This is a genomic window from Nocardioides albus (assembly GCF_014648255.1).
Classification (GTDB): domain Bacteria; phylum Actinomycetota; class Actinomycetes; order Propionibacteriales; family Nocardioidaceae; genus Nocardioides; species Nocardioides albus.
In genome coordinates, this window is record NZ_BMQT01000018.1 from 17827 (window position 1) to 34536 (window position 16710).

The 16710-nt window shown below is 69.7% G+C and carries 14 protein-coding genes; 12 read left to right on the top strand and 2 right to left on the bottom strand.

Features of this window, described 5'->3' with window-relative positions:
* Positions 1-11 precede the first annotated feature (11 nt).
* The 10 genes from IEY84_RS26095 to IEY84_RS26140 all read left to right on the top strand — a co-directional run bounded on the left by IEY84_RS26095 (position 12) and on the right by IEY84_RS26140 (position 12576).
* A complete protein-coding gene (locus IEY84_RS26095) occupies positions 12-1349 on the top strand; it encodes an MFS transporter (protein WP_183551920.1) in 1338 nt (445 codons plus the stop codon).
* 126 nt (positions 1350-1475) lie between these two features.
* Positions 1476-2690: a PucR family transcriptional regulator gene (locus IEY84_RS26100; RefSeq protein WP_183551923.1), complete on the top strand. Its 1215-nt coding sequence runs from the start codon at positions 1476-1478 to the stop codon at positions 2688-2690.
* Between the two features lie 119 nt (positions 2691-2809).
* Positions 2810-3694 (top strand): hypothetical protein, encoded by an 885-nt coding sequence (locus IEY84_RS26105; protein WP_183551926.1) that lies wholly within the window; start codon positions 2810-2812, stop codon positions 3692-3694.
* A complete protein-coding gene (locus IEY84_RS26110) occupies positions 3694-5469 on the top strand; it encodes a GMC oxidoreductase (RefSeq protein WP_183551928.1) in 1776 nt (591 codons plus the stop codon). Before IEY84_RS26105 ends, IEY84_RS26110 begins: the two co-directional genes overlap by 1 nt.
* Positions 5470-5563: 94 nt before the next feature.
* On the top strand, positions 5564-6157 hold the full coding sequence (locus tag IEY84_RS26115; protein WP_183551931.1) for a superoxide dismutase family protein: 594 nt from the start codon (positions 5564-5566) through the stop codon (positions 6155-6157).
* Positions 6158-6207: 50 nt separating this feature from the next.
* Positions 6208-6696, top strand: a complete 489-nt coding sequence (locus IEY84_RS26120) for a nucleoside deaminase (protein ID WP_229789030.1) — start codon at positions 6208-6210, stop codon at positions 6694-6696.
* Positions 6697-6766: 70 nt separating this feature from the next.
* A complete protein-coding gene (locus tag IEY84_RS26125; protein WP_183551934.1) occupies positions 6767-7372 on the top strand; it encodes a TetR/AcrR family transcriptional regulator in 606 nt (201 codons plus the stop codon).
* Between the two features lie 92 nt (positions 7373-7464).
* A complete protein-coding gene (locus tag IEY84_RS26130; protein WP_183551937.1) occupies positions 7465-9057 on the top strand; it encodes an MDR family MFS transporter in 1593 nt (530 codons plus the stop codon).
* Positions 9058-9213: 156 nt separating this feature from the next.
* Positions 9214-11709 (top strand): DUF6351 family protein, encoded by a 2496-nt coding sequence (locus tag IEY84_RS26135; protein WP_183551940.1) that lies wholly within the window; start codon positions 9214-9216, stop codon positions 11707-11709.
* 9 nt (positions 11710-11718) lie between these two features.
* The gene (locus tag IEY84_RS26140) at positions 11719-12576 is read left to right on the top strand and encodes an alpha/beta fold hydrolase (RefSeq protein ID WP_183551945.1); all 858 of its coding nucleotides are present in this window, start codon (positions 11719-11721) and stop codon (positions 12574-12576) included.
* 11 nt (positions 12577-12587) lie between these two features.
* On the opposite strand, the gene IEY84_RS26145 is transcribed toward IEY84_RS26140, so the two are convergent.
* Positions 12588-13322: an SDR family NAD(P)-dependent oxidoreductase gene (locus IEY84_RS26145; RefSeq protein WP_183551962.1), complete on the bottom strand. Its 735-nt coding sequence runs from the start codon at positions 13320-13322 to the stop codon at positions 12588-12590.
* A gap of 161 nt (positions 13323-13483) precedes the next feature.
* Between IEY84_RS26145 and IEY84_RS26150 the strand changes: the two genes are divergently transcribed.
* Positions 13484-14824: a D-arabinono-1,4-lactone oxidase gene (locus IEY84_RS26150; RefSeq protein WP_183551965.1), complete on the top strand. Its 1341-nt coding sequence runs from the start codon at positions 13484-13486 to the stop codon at positions 14822-14824.
* On the top strand, positions 14821-16032 hold the full coding sequence (locus IEY84_RS26155; protein ID WP_183551968.1) for an alanine racemase: 1212 nt from the start codon (positions 14821-14823) through the stop codon (positions 16030-16032). Before IEY84_RS26150 ends, IEY84_RS26155 begins: the two co-directional genes overlap by 4 nt.
* Before the next feature lie 18 nt (positions 16033-16050).
* Here the strand turns inward: IEY84_RS26155 and IEY84_RS26160 are convergent, their stop codons facing one another.
* The gene (locus IEY84_RS26160) at positions 16051-16650 is read right to left on the bottom strand and encodes a TetR/AcrR family transcriptional regulator (protein ID WP_183551971.1); all 600 of its coding nucleotides are present in this window, start codon (positions 16648-16650) and stop codon (positions 16051-16053) included.
* Positions 16651-16710: the final 60 nt, after the last annotated feature.

Consider the following 16710-nt stretch of genomic DNA (forward strand, 5'->3'; position numbering starts at 1 on the left):
AGAGACCCGAGATGAACCTTCGTGCGCGCATCGACGCCGCCGCGATGACGCCCTATCAGTGGATGGTCGTCGCGCTCTGCGTCCTGCTGAACTGCCTTGACGGATTCGACGTGATGGCGATGGCCTTCACCGCCTCCTCGCTGACCGAGGAGTTCGCACTGAGCGGCTCGCAGCTCGGCGTGCTGCTGAGCGCCGGGCTGGTCGGCATGGCGGTCGGCTCGCTGGCGCTGGCCCCGGTCGCCGACGTCATCGGCCGCCGCCCGCTCATCCTCATCAGCGTCGGCCTCGCGACGGTCGGCATGCTGCTCTCCGCGGCCGCGCCGTCCGCGCTGCTGCTCGGCCTCGCCCGCGTGGTCACCGGTCTCGGCGTCGGCGGCATCCTGGCCAGCACCAACGTGATCGCGAGCGAGTACGCCTCGGCGCGCTGGCGCGGTCTGGCGATCGGCCTCTACACGGCCGGCTACGGCATCGGCGCCACCCTCGGCGGCGTCGCCGCGCGCGCCATGCTGACCGACCTCGGCTGGCGCAGCGTCTTCGTCGCCGGCGGCGTGGCGACCGGGGTGGCGCTGGTGCTTCTGGTCGTCCTGCTGCCAGAGTCGGTCGACTTCCTGGTCCAGCGCCGCCCGCGCCAGGCGGTCGAGCGGATCAACCGGATCCTCGGGCGGCTCGGGCAGCCCGCGATCACCTCGGACACGCTGGAGGCCACGCCGCGGGCGACGACCCGGCTTCGCAGCGGCAACCCCGGCGTACTCCTGGGTGCTGACCTGCGTCGCTCCACCCTCCTCATCTGGGTGGCGTTCCTGGCCACGATGTTCGGCTTCTACTTCGTCAACAGCTGGACCCCGCAGCTGCTGGTGACCTCCGGGATGTCCGAGGCGGACGCGGTCACCGCCGGCATGATGCTGGCGCTGGGCGGCACCGCCGGCTCGGTGGTCTACGGCCTGGTCGCCTCCCGGCTGGACAGCCGCCTGGTCCTGATCGGCTTCACGGTGCTGTCGGCGCTGGCGATGGTCGTCTTCATCACCAGCACCGCCCTGCTCACCGTCGCACTGGTCATCGGCGTCCTCGTCGGAGCGCTCATCAACGGCTGCATCGCCGGCCTCTACACGATCACCCCCGCCGTCTACGGCACCGAGATCCGCAGCACCGGCATGGGCTGGGCGATCGGCATCGGCCGGATCGGGGCGATCCTGTCGCCGATGCTCGCCGGGCGCCTGCTCGACTCCTCGTGGACCCCGGTCAACCTGTACGTCGGCGCCGCCGTCGTCGTCGCGATCTCCGCCGTCGCGCTGGTCTTCCTGCGGACCGGGCAGACCGCGCGCACCGTTCCCGACGTGGCTTCGGCCTGACACAGCGTCGGCCCGTCCCGGGTGCAGTCGGGGCGGGCCGACTCTGTGACGGCGGCCATACCCCCCTGTGCATAGCGCACAAAAGATCGCCGCCGACTCGGGCGCCGCATTGATAGCCTCCGATGCATGTCCCACCCGCGCTCCAGCGACTCGCGACCTCCGCCAGTCCCGCAACCCTTGGCGATCACCCGCGCGCTGGCCGAACGACTGCTCCCGCGGGCCGAGGAGCTCGGCACGGTGCTGCGAGACACCCTGCAAGCCAAGGACGAGCGCTACGCGACCACGGACCAGATCACGGCCGAGGAGCTGCTGAGGTCCTGTCGCGACAACATGCTGCGTTCCCTCCAGTCCCTGGCCGGCCAGGTGCCACCCGACGTGAACGTCTTCGACGCCGCCCAGACCACCGCGCGACGCCGGGCCGACGCCGGCTTTCCGCTCGAGTCCTTGTTGCACGCCTATCGCCTCGGCACCGAGGTGATCTGGGCCGCGCTTCTCGATGAGGCCCGCTCCCGAGCCCCCGAGATGCTGGACGAGCTCCTGGACAGTGCCGTCCAGGTCATGCAGCTCATCGACCTGATGTCGACGGCTGCCGCCGACGAGTACCGGACCCGTGAGCTCGAGGCCAAGCGACGCAACATCGAGCGCAGGCAGGCGATCCTGGACGGCCTGCTGGAAGGGCGCGCTGCGGACCCCGGTTTCGCAGCCGAGGCGATGCGAATCCTGGAGCTGACCTCCCACACCAGGATCGCGGTCGTGGTGATCCGCCACCGTGCTCTGCCTACCGGGACCCCGCCATCGCCCGGCGCTTCGCTCGCCGCCACCGGCTTCCGGTCCGAGTGGCGTCTGCGTGCGGACCGCGAGATCGGCATCGTCGATCTGGGGCAGGCGACGATCCCGCAGCTCGTCGTACGCCTGAGATCGATCGTCAACGGTTGGGCCGGTGTCTCTCAGGAGACGGTCGGCCTGGCCGACGTCCTCACCGAGTTCCGGATGGCGGAGCTGGTCCTGTCGAGCCTGCCTGCCGGCAAGCCGAGCGTCGCTGCTCTCGCCGAGAGGCTCCCCGAGGTCCTGGTGGCCGCGAACCGTCCGATCGCGGCCCGGATCCGATCGCGCGCCCTGGGTGATCTGCTCACCGTGCCCCTCGACAAGCAGGAGTCGCTGCTCGAGACGCTTGACCACTGGTTCGCCAACAACCGGTCGACCTCGGAGACCGCGGCCAAGATGCACTGCCACCGCAACACCGTGGTCTACCGCCTCAAACAGATCGAGGAGCTGACCGGTTTCCGACTCGACGACGGCCGCGATCAGCTGCTGCTTCGGCTAGCGCTGCTCACGTCCTGACCCCCCTTCGACTGTGCCCCAGCACAGTCGCGGCCCGGCAAACTCTGTGCGTGTCGCTGATGCCGGCGGTCCAGATCCGGTGGCAACGTGAGACAGCACCGAGCTCGGAGGTTTGTGTCATGGGGACACCGCAAGTCGATCGTCGTTTCTTTCTGACCCGCGTCGGGGTGCTGGGCGCCCTGGCCGCAGCCGGCACTGCGGTGCCGGGGGTCGCCAGGGCAGTCACCACGGGGCCGGCGGACCCATTGGTCGGCGTGGTGTCCAAGCTGTTGGCCGAGCTCGCCCGGGACACTCTCAACGGGCTCGCGGTCTTCGTCGTACCCGGTCCTGACGGCTATTCCAGGACGCAGGGCACCCCGCGATCAGAGCCAGGGGCGATGGAGGCGAAGACTCCGGATTTCCTGATCGAGTCGCTCGACAACTACGTGCCGATGCCGGACCAGATCGCCGCAGCCGTCGGCCGGGCGCTTGCCAACGGTCTCGCCGACGTGCCGATCGTGGTTCCGAACGGCCTCCCGCTGATACCCAACGCGCTGCTCGCCGATCTCGACGACGTGATCAAGCTGCTGCTCCGCAACGACTCAGCGCTCCCGCTGTCCGCGGTGATCGCCCTGCTGCTCAACACCCAGGCGGTCCGGGTCGATCCCAGCTCGGCGGTCGGGCCGCACCTCTCGCCGTTCTCCCGGCTCTCGTTCGCGAAGAAGGCAGAGGTCTTCGAGCTCCTCGAGCATGCCGACCCGCAGCTGGTCAAGGCGATCGACGCCGAGCTCCCCGAACCGCTGAAGGGCACGGTCTCCGGCATCCTTCAGTTCATCGCCGGTGCGCTGCTGGAGTTCTCGGCGTTCGGCACCTTCTGCGAGTGGTCCACCTTCGACGCCGACAAGCTGACCGTCTCGAAGCGACCCGTCGGATGGGATCTGGCGAAGTACGACCCCGGGAGCATGGACGGCTGGGACGAATTCAAGGGTTACTACCAGGGACGACAGAAAGTGAGTGCCCGCTGATGCGCGACGTGATCATCATCGGTGCCGGCGGCGGTGGCGCGGTCGCCGCCAAGGAGCTCGCCGCTCAGGGGCTCGACGTTCTCGTGATCGAGGGCGGCCCGCGGCACGCCAAGCCGCGCGAGCAGTGGAGCCGGCTGGAGAACGACGCCAACAACCCGCTGACCGGCTACCTCCGTGTCGGCCAGGAGGACCGCTCCAAGCCCGCGGCGTACCGCGAGCTCCCGCAGAACTCCTTCCTGTGGCAGGTCTCCGGGGTCGGCGGCACGACCCAGCACTACTTCGGCAACAGCCCGCGGGCCTATCCAGGCGTCTTCGGCGGGTACGACGGCCCCGACGCCGCCCTCTACGACGTCGAGCACCTCTTCCCGTACTCCTACTCCGAGATGGTGCCCTACTACGAGTGGGTGGAGACGACCTTGCCGGTGCAGACGGCCGCCGTCGGCACCAAGGAGTCGGTCTACCTGCAGGGTTGCGAGACCCTCGGCCTCCCGGTCCAGAAGACGAAGACGACGCTCGAGGCGTCCTACCGGCCCCAGGAGAACGCGATCCTGCAGCCGGGCGGTACTGCCGGGAAGACCAACGACGCCAACCTGCTGAAGTTCCCGCAGGCGACCGGTTGCACCTTCTGCGGGCACTGCTTCCAGGGATGCGCGTCGCCCGCCGGCGCGCCCCGCAACCTGGCCGCGAAGCGCTCGACGGACAACAGCTACATGCCGATGGCGCTCACCGCCGAGACCTGGGCCCAGGGCGGCAAGGCCGTCGAGCTGGTCACCGATGCGACGGTCACCAAGGTCCGTACCGAAGACGTACGCGGTGAGCTGACCGCCCGCGGGGTCACCTGGTTGGACAACCGGACCGGCATGGTTCACACCGAGGACGCGAAGGTCGTCGTGATGGCCGGTGGGGCTGTCGAGAACCCGCGCCTGTGGTTCAACAGCGACCTGCCCAACCCCAACGACTGGGTCGGCCGCGGGTTCACCGATCACTACCTGGACTGGACCTTCGGCGTCTTCGAGGAGAACGTCGGCAGCTCGAAGGGTCCGGCGTCCGCGGCTCGCACCGACTACCCGGGCTACGGGATGAACATGAACGTCGGCCTGATGCCGGGCATCGAGGCGTTCACGATGACCTTCTCCGACAGTGGGATCCGGGGCCAGTACACCAACGGCCGCGGGATGAGCGGTGAGTGGGACGGCAAGACCGGACGGCTGATCGGCCCGGAGCTGAAGGACGTCCTCGGGCACGGCCTGGACAACATCCTCAACGTGGTCAGCATCGTCGACGACGACGTCTCCCCGATCAACCGGGTCACCCTCTCCACCCTGCCCGCCGACGAGAACGGCCCGATCCCGAAGGTCCGGTTCGACAACCGGCACCGGACAGCCCGCAGCCAGCGCAACCGGGAGTTCCTCGCCCGCGAGGCCGCCAGGCTGCTGAAGGGCGCCGGAGCGAAGAAGGTCTACCGGATGGACTTCCCCGCCCTTCCGCTGCACGTCCACTCGACGATGCGGATGGGCGAGTCCGAGAAGGACTCGGTGGTCGACCACAGCGGAGAGACCCGTGCCGTGAAGCGGCTCTTCATCGCCGACAACTCCGCGCTGCCGAACTCCGTGGGCGGTCCCAACCCGACGCTGACGATGCAGGCGATGGTCACCCGGATCAGCGAGCACATCGTGACCCGCTACTTCGACGGCGAGGCCTGGGTCGCGAAGGGCTCCCCGGTCCTCTCGACCGACTCGCGGATCTCTCGCCGGCTCGTCGAGCTCGGACTCTGACATCTGCTTGCGACTCGTGGCGCCGGTGCTCGAACAGGGCCCGGCGCCACGAGTACGTTGGGAGTGACCGGATCCGTTCTCGTGGAGGTATCCCATGTCCCGTCGTACCCGAGCCACCGCCGCCGCGCTCGCTGCCTGCGGCCTGTTGACCCTCGCTGCCTGCGGGGAGGACGGGGACTCCGACCGTGGCGACCGCAACGAGGTGAGCGCGAAGCTCGCCGACCCCGACGGGAAGACGATCGGCACCGTCGAGATCGAGGAGGACGACGGGGCCACCCAGATGAGCATCCGGGTCAACGGGCTCGACGCCGGCTATCACGGCTTCCACGTGCACACGACCGGCAAGTGCGAGGCCGACAGCGCAGCTCCCGACGACCCGGCGAAGACCGGCGACTTCCTCTCCGCGGGCGGGCATCTCAACCCCGACGACAGCGCCCACGGCGCACATCTCGGCGACCTGCCGGCGCTCCTCGTGAAGCCGGACGGCACCGCCACCCTGGAGTTCACCGGCCCGTTCACCCTCGACGACCTGCGGGACGCAGACGGCAGCGCGGTGATGATCCACGCCGGCCCGGACAACTACGCCAACGTCCCGGAGCGCTATGCCCCCGAAGGCCCGGACGAGGACACCACCAAGACCGGCGACGCCGGCGACCGCATCGCCTGCGCCGTCATCGACGCGGGCTGAGCGCCGCGAAATAGGAGGACGTACGCCGCCCCCGACTGCAGACTGGGGCGGTGACCACCGATCTCACCCCGACCGACATGGCCCACCTGCGACGCTGCCTGGAGCTGGCGGCGGAAGCGCTGGCGGACGGCGACGGTCCGTTCGGGTCCGTCCTGGCCGACAGCGTCGGCAACGCGCTCCACGAGGGCCGCAACCGCGAGCACTCGACCGGCGACCCGACGGCGCATCCTGAGTTCGCCCTCGCCCGCTGGGCGGCGATGAATCTCGACCCGGAGGCGTGCGCCGGCGCGACCGTCTACACCTCCGGCGAGCACTGCCCGATGTGCTCGGCGGCGCAGGGGTGGGCCGGGGTGGGCCGCGTCGTCTACATCGCTTCCTCCGAGCAGCTGACGCAGTGGCGGTCCGGCTGGGGAGCTGGTGAGTCACCCGTGCGAGCGCTGCCGATCCAGGAGGTCGCGCCCGCGGTCGACGTCATCGGCCCCGTCCCGGAGCTGGTCGAGGAGATCCGCGCGCTCCACCAGGCCGCCGCCGGCGCCTGACTGGCGGTGTTACCACCAACACACTCTTCTTGCATTGACTGCAACTTGCACTCACTGCAAGAATAATCCGGTGCCCACCTCAGCCCTGCCTCCGAACGCTCGCGAGCGTCAGAAGCGGGAGCGTCGGCTGGCGCTGATCGAGGCCGCTCAGCGACTGGTCGGCGAGCGTGGCCTCGATGACGTCACCGTCGACGAGATCAGCTCGGAGGCGGGGTTGTCGACGCGTACGTTCTTCAACTACTTCGACTCCAAGGACGACGCGGTCCTCGGCATCCAGGAGATCGAGCTCGATGCCGACGTGCGGGCGCAGTTCGTCGCCGGCGGGCCGTCGGGGCGGCTGATGACCGACCTGGAGGCGTTGGTCGCCGGCTTCCTCACGAACGCTGCTCCCAACATCGAGCAGGGAGAGCGGGCGATGCGGCTGATGGTCGCCGAACCCCGCCTCGTCCAACGACACATCGCCTGGCACCAGCGCGTCATCGGCGAGCTCGACGAGCTGCTCGCCGAGCGACGCAAGGCACGGCCCTCACCCGTCGACGACGACACGATCGGGATGGTGGCCGGGCTGCTGATGCGAGCGAGCGCGCTCGCCTGGGCACGGTCCGGCTACGAGGGAGATGCGGCGGCGCATCTGCCTGAGGCGGTCGCCCAGCTCCGTCTGCTGCTCGACGACTAGCCACAACCTCTCGGGACTTCTCACGTCACACGGGACCCGTGTGTCGCCACCTCGTCAACACCTCTTCAACCCCCGCCTGGAAGGTCCAACTCATGAGCCACACGGTCGCGCCCGACGCGCCCGACAAGCCCTTGATCGTGCTGACGCCACGTACGATCTGGCTGATCTTCGGGGCCCTGATGGCCTCGATGTTCCTCTCCTCCCTCGACCAGACGATCGTCAGCACCGCGATGCCGACGATCGTCGGGGAGCTCGACGGGGTCGAGCACCAGGGATGGGTGATCACCTCCTACATCATGGCGATCGCGATCGTGATGCCGCTGTACGGGAAGTTCGGTGACCTCTGGGGTCGCCGCTGGCCGTTCCTGATCGCCGTCGCGCTCTTCACGCTCGGCTCCCTCTTCGGCGGGATGGCGCAGACCTTCCCCGAGCTGGTCGCCGCCCGCGGTCTCCAGGGGCTCGGCGGTGGCGGTCTGATGATCCTGTCGCAGGCGATCATCGCCGACATCGTGCCGGCCTCCGAGCGCGGCAAGTACATGGGCCCGATGGGTGCGCTCTTCGGTATCTCCGCGGTCATCGGCCCGCTCCTCGGCGGCTGGCTCACCGACGGCCCGGGCTGGCGCTGGACCTTCTGGATCAACGTACCGATCGGCATCATCGCGTTCATCGTCGCCTGGTACGCCCTGAAGCTGCCCTCGCACCGCTCCAACCGGCCGGTCGACTGGCTGGGGATCATGTTCATGGTGCTCTCCACCTGCGGCATCGTGCTGCTGACCTCGTGGGAGTCGCTCGGCCACGACGGCTACGACTGGTCCTCGCCGCAGCTGCTCGGGCTGCTCGTCGGCACCCTGGCCTCGGTGGCCGCCTTCATCGTCGCCGAGACGTTCGCGCCCGAGCCGCTGATCCCGCTGCGCCTCTTCAAGAACCCCACCTTCACGGTGACCACGCTGATCGGTCTGGTGCTCGGGATGGGGATGTTCTCGGCGATGGCGATGCTGCCGACGTTCCTGCAGATGTCGACCGGTGCCTCGATCACCGGCTCCGGGCTGCTGATGCTGCCGATGATGGCCGGCATGATGCTGACCGCGATCGGCTCCGGACTCGCGATCTCGAAGACGGGCCGCTACAAGATCTTCCCGATCGTCGGCCTGGTCATCACCGCGGCCGGGATCGCCTGGATGACCACGATCAGCGGCGACATGTCGATGGTCGTCTTCGGGCTGATGATCTTCGTGCTGGGCGCCGGGATGGGCCTGGTCATGCAGACCATCGTCCTGGCCGTGCAGAACGCGGTCGACCCGCACGAGCTCGGCACCGCGACCTCGGCGAACAACTTCTTCCGAGAGATCGGGGCGACCGTCGGCACCGCGCTGTTCACGACCGTGTTCACCACGCGGCTGACCGACAACTTCGAGGCGCTGGCGGCGAAGATGTCCGCCGCGGGGCTCATGCCCGCCGACGGCGCCGGGTTCTCCGGCGGAAGCCTCACCCCTGCCGCTGTCGACCAGCTGCCCGAGCCGGTCCACGGCTGGGTCGTCAACGCCTTCACCGAGGCGCTGGCACCCGCGTTCTGGTATCTCGTGCCGCTGGTCCTCCTCGGTCTCGCGCTCGCGCTGTTCCTCAAGGAGGTCAAGCTCTCCGACGAGGCCGGCATGGTCGCCCGCGGGGAGGCGGTCGCCGGCTGAGGCGTCCCTCGAGGGGGTGTCTGACCAGTGAGTTTCTGCTGGTCAGACACCCCCTTTCTGTTGAGGGCCCTTGACGCTCCGAGGGGCAGCGGGCATTCTCCTTGTCACCGCGAGCGTCTACTCGAGGGACGTGCGCAGTTCTCGGAAAGGCACGCCATGCCCGTTCGCGCCCTGCCCCTCTCGATCGCGACGGTGTCCGCTCTCGTCGCAAGCCTCCTGCTCGGTGTGACGTCGGCATCAGCGGCTCCCGCGCCGGACGAGGACATCGTCCTGGAGACGCTCTCCAACCGGGCCGACCTCGTCTTCGACGGCAACGCGCTGGTCCGGGTCACACTCCCCGAGGGGGCCGACCCAGATGACCTGCGGGTGTGGCTCGGCGACACCCGTCACTCGTCTCCCCGCACGGGCGACCGCGACGTCACCGCTGCCTTCGCCGAGCGACCCAACGGCGAGGTCGAGGGCGTCGTACGCGGCCTGCGGATCGGGGCCAACGAGCTGACCGCCCGCCTGCCCGACGGTCGCGGGGCCTGGCTCACGATCACCAACCACCCGCGCGGCGGGCCGATCTTCTCCGGGCCGCAGCTGCAGCCGTGGCGGTGCCAGCCGACCGCGACGGACGAGCAGTGCAACCAGGAGCCGACGATCAGCTGGCTCTACAAATCGACAAATCCACTGCTCGACGGGCTGCGGCCGTACGATCCGGCGACCCCGCCCGGTGACGTCGCCACCACGACCACCGACGAGGGCGTGACGGTGCCGTTCGTCGTGCGGGTGGAGACCGGCTACCAGAACCGTGACCAGTATCGGATCGCCGTGCTCTGGCAGCCCGGAAAGCCGTGGCAGCGCTGGCGTCCGCAGCAGCAGTGGAACAACAAGCTCTTCGTCCCGCACGGCGGCAGTTGCGGGGTCGACCACGAGGTCGGCACCGCGCCCACCAAGGACTACGCCGGCACCTTCGACCTCGGCATCCCGGTCGTCGCCGACGCCCTCGGCGACAGCCCGACCGTCGCCCTGGGCCGCGGCTTCGCGATGCTCTCCACCGCGCTGTCGAACACCGGCCACAACTGCAGCGTGCCCAGCGCCGCCGAGTCGCTGATGATGGCCAAGGAGCACCTCGTCGAGACGTACGGCGATCTGCGCTACACCATCGGCAGCGGCTGCTCCGGCGGCTCGATCGCGCAGCAGACGATCGCGAACGCCTACCCCGGGATCTACCAGGGCCTGGTCGTGACCTGCTCCTACCCGGACTCGCTCTCGCCAGGCCTGCAGTTCTCCGACTACCACCTGCTCCGCAAGTACTTCGAGAGCTCCGAGACGACCGGAGCGAGGCCTGACGGCGAGCTTGCTCGTCCGTCCGCGCCGAGCGAGGGAGTAAGCGCGCGCAGCGCGCAGCGCCTCACCGACGGCAAGTTCTGGAACCCGCTGCAGTGGGCGGCCGTCGAGGGCCACCTGCTGCCGCTCAACGCGGTCACCGCCGACGAGGGCCTGTTCAAGCAGGCGGTCATGCCGACGCACCCGTGCGCTGGGATCAGCGACCAGGAGCGCTACGCCCCGCAGAGCAACCCCGGCGGCGTACGCTGCTCGATCATCGACGGCTCGATCAACATCTTCGGCCCGCGGCCGGAGAGCGTGTGGACGCCCCAGGAGCAGCAGATCGGGCGTGGCTTCGCGGGCTCGCCGCTGGACAACACCGGTGTGCAGTACGGGCTCGAGGCGCTCCGCTCCGGGGCGATCACCCCGGAGCAGTTCGTCGACGTGAACGAGAAGGTCGGCGGGCTCGACATCGACGTCCAGCCGCGGGCACAGCGCTCGGTCGCCGACCCGACCGCGCTCACCAACGCCTACCGCAGCGGCATGGTCAACACCGCCAGCAACCTGTCCGAGGTGGCGATCATCGACCACGGCGGCCCCGACCCCGGTCTCGCGCACGACGCGCGCTGGGCCTGGGCGATGCGCGACCGGCTGACCCGGGAGCAGGGCCACGCCGACAACCAGGTGATCTGGTACGGCGTGACGCCCCTCATCGGCGACCCGAGCTACTCCAAGGAGGCGCTGCTGGCGATGGACCGGTGGCTGGCCTCGGTAGAGGCGGACGACCGGGACGTACCGTTGGCGGACAAGGTCGTCCAGGACCGCCCCGGCGACCTGCACGACCGATGCACCCAGGCCCAGGGGGTCTCCAGCGAGGACGGTCTGTTCCTCCCCGTCGCCGACCCGCTCGTCGACGACCTGACCGGCAGCGCGCTCGACGGGCTCAACGGGGCGCTCAACCCGGTCTTGGACCCCGCGCTCAACCTCGTCGTGGACCCGGTCTCGGACCTGGTGTGCGGGCTCGGGCCGGTCAGCGACCTGGTCAAGACCGACTTCGCGACACCGCGGATCGTGGCCGGCGACAACAACTACTCCGACAACGCCAAGTGTCACCTCAAGCCGCTGCGTCGCACCGACGACTACGGCGCGTTCGGCCTCACCGATGCCCAGTGGGCACGGCTGCAGAGGGCCTTCCCGAGCGGGGTGTGCGACTACAGCAAGCCGGGCGTCGGGTTTTCGGAGACCGTGCCCTGGCTGACCTATCAGACGGCCGAAGGCTCGGTCGTCTACGGCGGTACGCCGATGGGAGGCGCTCCACGGTCGGAGCCGTTCGGCCGCTAATCTCTCGCCATGTCTTCCGCTGACCCGACAGTCGTGCTGGTCCACGGCGCCTTCGCCAACTCCTTCTCCTTCGCGCCTCTTCAGGCCGAGCTGGCGCTCCGCGGCGTCCGCTCGCTCGCCGTCGACCTCCCCGGACACGGGTTCCAGGCGACCTTCCCCGCGGCCTACCAAGCGCCCCAGGACCTGGCCGCGCTGGCGTCGGCGCGGGGCGGGATCAAGGGCGTGACCCTCGCGGACAACGTGGCCCACCTGGTCTCGGTGCTGACCCGCGCCAAGGAGAACGGGCCGGTGATCGTGGTCGCGCACAGCCGCGGTGGGATCACCCTGACCGCGACCGCCAACGCGCGCCCGGACCTGATCGACGCGATGGTCTACGTCTCGGCGTGGGCGCCGGTGGAGCTGGATGCCGTTGCGTACAACGCCGAACCCGAGATGGCCTCCTTCGACGCGTCGGCGCTGATCGGCGCGGCCGCTGCGAACCCGGCCGACGTCGGCGTGCTGCGCTGCAACTTCCGTACCGCCTCCCCCGAGGTCCTCGCCGGCCTCAAGCACGCCTTCATGGCGGATGGCACCGACGACGAGTTCCGTGCGTTCCTCAACACCTTCCAGCCCGACGAGAACCTCGATGCCGGCGGCCCCGACGACCGCGCCCAGGCCGCGACGTGGGGCACGGTGCCGCGTACGTTCGTACGTCTCAGCGAGGACGTCAGCCTGCCGCCCGCGATGCAGGACCGACTCATCCGCGAGGGCGACGCGCTCACCCCGGACAACCCGTACGCCGTCCACACCTTGGAGTCGAGCCACCTCGGCTGGCTCGTCCACCCGGCGCCGGCCGCGGACCTCCTCGCGAAGGTCGCGGCCGGCTGAGCCTGGCTGTTCTACCAGGCCACGGGGCCGTTCGCGTCGACGAACGTCCCTGACGGAGCGTCGTCGGGCAGGGTCGCAGCGCGGTGGACCACCTCGGCGGCCTCGTCGGGCGTGGTCGGCGCGTTGTCCTTGTTGATCGGGGTCAGCTCGGTCTGCACGAATCCCGGGCAGACCGAGGTGACCTTGATGGAGCTGTCGGCGAGCGACTTCGCCAGCGCGATCGTGACGTTGTTCAGCGCCGCCTTGGAGGACTGGTAGGCCGGCACGACCATGCCGTAGTACGGCGACTCCGGGTTGGTCTGATCGGTGAGCGAACCCATCGTGGTCGTGAGGTTCACGATGCGCCCGGCATCGCTCTTGCGAACCAGCGGCAGGAACGCCTCCAGCACCGCGACCGCACCGAACAGGTTGGTGTCGAAGGTGATGCGGAACATCTCGAGATCGACGACCTCGGCCGGGGCGGTGTTGGTCGCCTCCGGAAGGACGCCGGCGTTGTTGACCAGCACGTCGAGGTGGCCGTAGGTCTCGGCGACAGCATCCGCGGCACGCTGCACGCTGTCGCGGTCGGTGACGTCGAGCTGGAGGGCCGAGGCCGAACCGCCCTCCTGGTTGAGCCGGCCGACCTCCGCCTCGAGGTCTTCGGGGCGGCGTGAGGTCAGGATGACGTGCATACCGCTCTGAGCGAGACGGCGTGCCGTGGCAGCGCCGATACCGCGGCTGGCACCGGTGACAAGGGCGACCTTCATGTGCTTCCCATCGTTCGAATTGGTTGTTTCATGAACCATTCAACAGGCTCCGGCCGACTTGTTCCGGCGGTAATCGGACGTCGCAGGTTCGCAGCGTTCATGAAGTAGGTCATCTGTCCAGGACTCTTGACCCACTGCCCGGGAAGAGGCATCCTCCTGCTATGACGAGCGCCACACTGCGCACCACGAGCTGGCAGAACTGGGCAGGCACCGAACAGGTCACGCCTGCGCGGGTGGCCGCGCCGGCGACGACGGACGAGGTGGCCGCCGCCGTCAAGGCGGCCGTCGGTGACGAGCTGCCGGTGCGGATGATCGGCTCCGGACACTCGTTCACCGGCGCGGCGGTCGCTCCCGGCGTACAGCTGGTGCCGGACCGGCTCGACGGCGTGCACTCGGTCGACCGCGACTCAGGGCTGGTGACGGTGGCGGCCGGCATCCCGCTTCACCGGCTCAACCCGATCCTGGCCCGGCACGGCCTGGCGATGGAGATCCTCGGCGACATCGACCGGCAGACGGTCGCGGGCGCGATCTCGACCGGCACGCACGGAAGCGGTGCGGAGTTCGGCAGCATCTCGACTCAGGTACGCGGGCTCGAGCTGGTGCTCGCCGACGGGTCGGTCGTGGAGTGCTCGGCGACCGAGCGGCCGGAGCTGTTCGAGGCAGCGCGGGTCTCGTTCGGTGCGCTCGGCGTGATCACCAAGGTGACGCTGCAGTGTGTGCCGCTCTACGCGTTACGAGCCGTCGACGCGGCGGCGCCGCTCGAGGACGTGCTCGAGGGCATCGACGACCTGGTGACCACCAACGACCACTTCGAGTTCTTCTGGTTCCCGCACACGACGACGGCGCTGACCCGGAGGTTCCAGAGGCTGCCCAGCGACACCGAGCTGCGCCCGATGAGTCGGCTGGCCCGTACGGTCGACGACCGGATCGTCACCAACGTCGGCTTCGAGGCGATGCTGCGGGCCGGCACCCGGTTCCCGCGCCTCGTCCCCGGAATCACCCGGTTCGTGACCAGGGCGATCTCCGCGCGCGACTTCACCGACCTGGCGCCGAACGTGTTCGCATCGGAACGGAACGTACGTTTCCGCGAGGGCGAGTACTTCGTGCCGCGCGACGCCCTCGTTCCGGCGCTGCGTGAGCTGAAGCGGTGGGTCGACACCCACGACGAACCCGTGTCCTTCCCCTTCGAGGTCCGGTTCGTACGTCGCGACGACATCTGGCTCTCGCCGGCCTACGAACGGGACTCGGCCGTCGTCGCCTTCCACCAGTATCACCGGATGCCGCACGAGCGCTGGTTCGGCGTCTGCGAGGACGTGCTCGGCGCCGCCGGCGGCCGGCCGCACTGGGGCAAGCTGCACCGGCTCGACGCGTCGGCGATGCGTACGCGCTATCCCAGGTTCGACGACTTCGTCGCGCTCCGCGACCACCTCGACCCCACCGGGGTCTTCGCCAACCACTACCTGGACCGTGTGCTCGGCCCAGCTCCGGAGGCCCGACGATGACGACACTGACCCAGACCGGCGGGCCCGCCCGCACCCCCTGGATCGATCTGCTCGCCGCGACCGAGCACCTCGACCCACCGTTCGCGGTCCTCGACGTCGCCGCGGTGCGCACCAACGCTCACCAGCTGGTGCGCCGGGCCGCCGGGAAGCCGATCCGGGTCGCCAGCAAGTCGATCCGGGTGCGCTCGGTGCTGCGGGACGCTCTGCAGGTCCCGGGGATGGCCGGCATCCTCGCCTTCACGCTGCCCGAGGCGCTCTGGCTCGCCGAGGAGCACGAGGACGTCGTCGTGGGCTACCCGACCGCGCACCGCGAGGCGCTCCAGCGGCTGGCCAAGGACGAGGCGCTCGCCTCGCGGGTCACCCTGATGGTCGACAGCCCGGACCACCTCGACCTGACGGCCGCGATCATCGGCCCCGACGGACCGCCGATCCGGATCTGTCTGGAGCTCGACGTGTCGCTCCGGCTCGCCGGTGGCCGGGTCCATCTGGGCGCCCGCCGCTCGCCCGTCCATGCACCGGAGGAGGCCGCCGCACTGGCCCGCAAGGTCGCCGCTCATCCGCGCTTCGAGCTGGTCGGTCTGATGGGCTACGAGGGTCAGATCGCGGGTGTCGGCGACAACCAGCCGGGTCTGCGCCGGTTCGCTGTCCGGGAGATGCAGCGGCGGTCAGCCGCCGAGCTGGCCGAGCGTCGCGCCGCCGCGGTCGCCGCAGTTCTGAGGGTCGCGCCTCTGGAGTTCGTCAACGGGGGCGGCACCGGCAGCCTCGAGCTCACTGCAGCCGAGCCGGCGGTCACCGAGGTCGCGGCCGGTTCCGGCCTGTTCGCACCCCGACTGTTCGACTTCTACACGCGCTTCCGACCCCAGCCCGCGGCGTACTTCGTGCTGTCGGTCGTACGCCGCCCCTCGCCGCAGCATGCCACCGTGCTCGGCGGCGGCTGGATCGCATCGGGCGCCGCCGGGAAGGATCGGCTGCCGACGCCGGTGTGGCCACCGGACCTGACGCTGGTCGACCAGGAGGGTGCCGGTGAGGTGCAGACGCCGCTGGTCGGGCCACGGGTCGACGATCTCCGCCTCGGTGACCACGTCTGGTTCCGGCACACCAAGGCCGGTGAGCTCTGCGAGCATGTCGACGACATCGTCCTCGTCGAGGGCGACCGGGTCGTCGACGTGGTCCCGACCTACCGCGGCGAGGGGAAGACGTTCCTCTGACCTTCGGGCCGTGGCACCTCAGGAGGGCTGCTCGACCAGGCCCAGCAGCTGCGTGGCGGCCAGGTCGATCGCCGCGCCCGCGGTCTCCGCGTCGCCCTCGTTGAGGTAGAGCAGCGTCAGCCCGTCGACGATCGCGGTCAGGTAGCGCGCCAGCACCGCGACGTCGACCGTCCACCTCACGCCCGCGCTGGCGGCGAGCGTCTCGATCACCGTGGTGTGGGCGTCCAGGTAGGTCCGGTACTGCAGCCGCGCGACCTCGGCCAGCGCTGGGCTGCGCGTCGCGTACTGCGTCAGCTCGTAGGTCACCCGGTGCTCGTCGGGGTTGTCCAGGACGTGCTGCCAGTAGGACGCCAGCCCGCCGCGCAGCTTCTCCTCGAGCGTGCCCGGACCTTCGATGATCTCCAGGGCCGGCGCCAAGGTGTGACCGGTGATGGTCGTGATCACCTGCTCCAGGAGCTCCTCCTTGGAACGGAAGCAGTAGTGGAAGGTGCCGAGCGGCATGTCGGCCTCCGCCACGATGGACCGGGTCGTTGCCTGGGCGACGCCGTCGCGCGCCATCACCTGGATCGCGGCCTGGACCAGCAACCGCCGTCGTTCGTCTGCAGAGACCCTCGCCACGTGTCCAAGACTAGCGTCCAAGACGGCTTCGCCCGGGCACGGCAGGAGCCCCGTGCCGAC